This is a genomic window from Mycobacterium sp., assembly GCF_035623875.1.
Taxonomy (GTDB): Bacteria; Actinomycetota; Actinomycetes; order Mycobacteriales; family Mycobacteriaceae; genus Mycobacterium.
On sequence record NZ_DASPSP010000296.1, the window covers coordinates 1 to 4769 of the forward strand.

At 67.0% G+C, this 4769-nt stretch carries 3 protein-coding genes; all 3 read right to left on the reverse strand.

Going from position 1 to position 4769, the window contains the following annotated elements:
* Positions 1–1078, reverse strand: a 1078-nt coding sequence (locus VEI45_RS23850; protein ID WP_324856984.1) for a condensation domain-containing protein, incomplete at its 3' end; no start/stop codon positions are given.
* Positions 1071–4085 carry a mycobactin polyketide synthase MbtD gene (gene mbtD, locus VEI45_RS23855; RefSeq protein ID WP_324856985.1) on the reverse strand — a complete coding sequence of 1005 codons (3015 nt, stop codon included), beginning with the start codon at positions 4083–4085 and terminating at the stop codon, positions 1071–1073. The genes VEI45_RS23850 and mbtD, both read right to left, overlap by 8 nt.
* Positions 4085–4769, reverse strand: a 685-nt coding sequence (locus VEI45_RS23860; RefSeq protein WP_324856986.1) for a polyketide synthase, incomplete at its 5' end; no start/stop codon positions are given. The genes mbtD and VEI45_RS23860, both read right to left, overlap by 1 nt.

The following is a 4769-nucleotide window of genomic DNA, read 5'->3' on the forward strand; positions in this document are numbered from 1 at the left end:
CCCGCACCAACCATTCCAGATCGACGCGCGAGTGAGCGAGGGCGCCCACTGCGCTGTCGCGGGTTTGCTTCAAAAGTTCCCGGAACGTCTGCCGTGGCTGTGGCCGCATACGCATCACCACGGTATTGCCGTAGTACCCGATCGCATTCTCGGTACCGGCGCCGCGATTCAGCACCGGGGCCGCAACAAGGAAATCGGATGCGTGGGTGTAGCGGTGCACGAGAGCGGCGAATGCGGCCATCAACACCATGTACGGGGTCGCTCCGGTCTCCCTGGCAAGCGCCGCCACACGGTCAACGGTGCCTGCCGACAGCCGGGTCACGGCACGCTGCGCGCGCCAGGTGCTCGGCACCACCGAACCGTTCGGGCCTGGAAGCTCCAGCGGTTCAGGCAGATCCGTGATCAGCGAGCGCCAGTAGGCCAGGTCCTCATCAAGATTGTGGGCATCGGTCGCTATGGCCACCGACGCCGGCCCGGTAGCGGTGCTGTCCGGATCGGTGTAGGCGTGAGTCAGATCGGTGAAGAACGGCGCCCAGGACCCGTCATCCCAGGCGATGTGGTGCGCGCTGAGCAGCAGCATTAGCTCGTCCGGGCCCAGCCGCACCGCCGTGACCCGCAGTGGCGAATCCTCGGTCAAATCGAACGGCTGCCGAAACTGCCTCTGCCCCAGCACTTCCAGCCTCAGCCGACGGGCCTGCTCGCCCAGACCCGACAGGTCGTGCTCCGCCCAGCCGGGCCGCAAATCGTCGCGGGTCACCGGATAAGGATCGCCGTCGCGGTCGGTCTGATAGACGGTCCGCAATATCGGGTGCCGCAACGCGACGGCCCCCACGGCCTGCTGCAGCCGTGTGACATCGACGCTGCCGATGAGCTGATAGGACACGCAGATGTTGAGTAGCGCGCTGTCGGGATCGACTGACTGCACGAACCACATCCGGCGCTGACCATCCGACATTTCCGGACGTTGTTGCTCTGCGGCGTCTACGGCCGGTCGGGCCAGGCCACGCTCAGCGATCCTGAGCCGCAACAACTCCAGGCGCTGTTCGTCGAGCGTGTCGGGGTCGGTGATGTCAGTCACGCGTAGCGTCCAACCTTTCTGGCGTTTGCGGTACTGCTGACCCGCTGGCCGAACCGGGGCGCAACACGTCGATCAGTTCGCTGACGGTGATGCCGCCAAGCATCTGCGCCACCGGAGCCGAGTGCCCCACAGTCCGACGCAGTCGTCTGCGCAGGTCGAGCGCCAACAGCGAATCCAACCCGAGATCGATCAGCGACGCGGTCGGGTCGACCGACACCGCATCGCCCAGGTGCAGCGTCGCAGCCAGCTCGTCGCGCACGACGTCGGCGAGCGGTTTCGCACTGAAGTGGTTGTCAGGCGGAGCCGCATCGCCCTTCGACGGCGCGCTGAACGGCGTTGGCGTTCCTTGGCTCTGGAAAAACACTCGGAGTCGGTCGAAGTCCGCCGCGAAGATCAGCGGATCTTCGGCGTATCGGCCCAGACTGGCGTTCAACGCCGCCTCTGCTTCCATCGCGACCAGACCGGAGCGCAGGGTGCGGGTGATCTCCCCGGCCTCGATGACTCCCGCGTCCTGCCACAATCCCCATCGAATCGCCGTGCAGTCCAGTCCCTTGGCACGCAACTGGGCGGCCAACACATCGAGCAGCCGGTTGGACGCCGCGTAAGCGGCGTGACCGTGCCCACCCCACACCCCGAACACTGACGAGCAGGCCAGGATTCGGCATTCGGCCCGTAACGGCCAAACATCGGCCATCAACGCCAACCCCGCTACCTTTGCGGCGCACACCGCCGCCACGTCCGCGCCGGTGAGCTCAGAGTGCCGACGAGTCATGGCGACTCCCGCGGTATGGACGAGCAATGACGCGCCGGAGCCGGCATATTCGGTGGCGACGGCCGACAATGCACCCCGATCGGTGATGTCGCAAGCCGGGGCGTGCACCTCGGCGCTGTGTCCTTCGGCCAGCTGACCCAGCACCACGGGATCTACGCCGTCGCGGCTCAACAGGATCACCTGCCGTGCCCCGTGTTCGACGCACTGCCGCGCGTAGCGCAGACCAATGGCGCCGCTGCCGCCGGTGATCACGACGTTCTCCACCGCGGCTATACCTAGCGGTCGCGTACCCGTGGGATTACGGCACTCGCGGAAGCTCCGGACATAGCGTCGAGCGTTGCCACGCAACGCCGTTACCCTGGCATCGCCGAGCAGCACGTCGACGACGGCGGCCGCAGTCGAGCCGTCGACATCTCGCGACGACAGGTCCAGGCTGCCGAAAGTCTGGTCCGGGTATTCAAAGCCGGCGCTGCGGTGCATCGCGGCCAGCGCCGCCTGCGCGGGCCGGACATCGGCGTCATCGGCTCGAACCCGTTCGCCGCCGGCGGTAAGCAACCAGACAACTCGGCATCGTGGACCGATGATCGCGCTATAGTCACACAGCCCCACGTCGGGCCGACCGGCGATCTGTTCGGCAGCAACCGTCACGTCGAGCGGATTGAGTGCGGGGGCGATCACCGCGACGATTTCCGCCTCATTCGCCGGTACCACATCGCAGCCACCATGTGCCACAACGGCATCGGCCAGTCGCTGCGCCAGCGTCCCCGCGACGTCGCCGGCGATGGCGATGCCGCAACGCGTCGCGCTCGCCGTGGTCGGCAACGCCGCTGGCTGCCAATCCTCGACGGCGACGGTGAGGGCAGTAGCCGGGTCACGCGCATTGTCGGTGGAAGATTGCGGTGCAGCCCACAGGTGCACCGCCCGCATCGGTGCATTCGGGAACCCGCGAAGCACCGGTCGGCCATTCGCGGGGATCGTTTCGGCCCAGCGGTAGCCGGGATCGGCGGTGGCGACGGTGGCGATGCTCGCCGACAGCACGTCGGTGACGGACTCGTCGCGGTGCCCCGACCCGACGATTACTGCCGAGTCCTCGTCGACCAGTTCGGCAAGCGGATATAGCAACGACGGGTGTGCGGACAACTCGACGAATGCGTCGGCTCCGGCCTTCTGGGCGGCTACTACTGCCTCGTCGAATCGTACTGTGCTACAGAGACTTTCGTACCAGTACTCGGCGAAATCGATGTCACTGCCTATCTCGGCGGCCAAAGCCGAGCCGACGAATTTCACCGGTCCGTCCCGGAATGCCGACCTGGGTAGCAGCTCAGCGAAGTCGGTGCGTAGCGGTCTGAGCGCGCTGCTGTGGCCCGGGTAGTCGACGGACAGTTGGTGGGCGAACGTACCTCGTTGCCGGGCCAGCCGAGTCGCGGCGACCACTGAGTCGTGATCACCGGACACCACCGTGGACGACGGCCCGTTGACTGCCGAAACTTCCAGCCAGCCCGATGCTTCGCCGATCACCCACTCCGCCTCATCGACGCCGACGCCGAGCACCGCCATGGCGTATCGACCCGTCAACCGGTCGACGACCGCGGCGCGCGCGCCGACCAAAGCGACTGCATCGGACAGCCCGATCGTCCCCGCCACATACGCGGCTGCGACCTCGCCAAGGCTGTGTCCGATGGTGATGTCGGGAAGCATTCCGTGAAATCGCCACTGTCCGGCCAAACTGACTGCGTGGATGAACTGCGCTCCCTGGATCTGGGTACGTGACCAGTTCTGCTCCCGCTCTCCGGTCAGGTAGGGCAACGGTGACGGCAGCCCGGCGTCGACGAACGCGTGGGCGCATCGGTCGGCCTCCGCACGGTACGCCGGCAGTCGCTGGTAGGCCTCTGCGCCCAACGATGGCCACTGGTTGCCCTGACCGGGGAACACGAACGCGATATGCAGGCCAGCGCTTTTCGAGGACCGGGCCACCAGCGGGTGCTCGTCGCCGCGGGCCAGCGCGGACAGGCCGGCCACGAGTTCAGCGCGGTCCGCAGCCCGCGCGATTGCACGGTGCCGCCGCACCCGCCGGAGGCGCAGCAGGGTAGATGCCACCGCGGGAGTCGGATCGTTGTCCTCGCCGGCCCGGTCGAGATAGTCCAGGATCGCCCGGGCGTCCTGACCGATCAGCGTTTCGTCATGCGCCGAGAGCAACACCGGCACGCGGCCGTCGGGCAGCGGGCGCGCCAGCATTACGCGACCTCGGGAAGGGAGACGATCACGTGCACATTGGTACCGGCAATGCCGAATGCCGAGGTGGCCGCGATCCGTTGTCCGCCGACCGCGGGCCACGGTGTCAAGGTCTGCGCAAGACGCAAACCCTGGCTTTCCCAGTCGATCTCACGACTCGCTTCGGCCGCGTGCAAGGTGGGCGGAACGGCACCGTGCTCGGCGGCCACCAGAACCTTAGCCAGTCCCAGTGCGCCGCTGGCAGCCAAAGCGTGACCGACGTTGGATTTCACCGAACCCAACAGAGCCCCGCAACCGGGTTCGGTGTCGCCGTAGGTTTGTGCCAGCGATTGCAGTTCGGTGCGGTCGCCGAGCCTCGTGCCGGTGCCGTGTCCCTCGACCATCCCGACCTCGTCAGGCCGGATCCCGGCCTGGGCAATGGCACGCTGGAACAGACGAATTTGCGCGTCGCCGCTAGGGGCGCTGAGCCCGGCGCTGCGCCCGTCCTGGTTGACTGCGCTGGCCCGGACCTCTGCCACGATTTGCCGGCCGGCGAGCAGCGCCGACGATTTGCGCTGCAGCACAAACATTGCGGCCCCTTCGGCCCAGACCGTTCCGCTGGCCTGCGCACTGTAAGGGCGGCAGTGTCCATCGTCGGAGAGCGCATGTTGTTTGGAGAATTCGACGAAGAACCCGGGCGAGCCCAGC

What these genes read in the sequence shown, in the direction of transcription:
- mbtD (WP_324856985.1), bottom strand. Translation starts at nt 4,085, where the DNA reads ATGCTGGCGCGCCCGCTGCCCGACGGCCGCGTGCCGGTGTTGCTCTCG.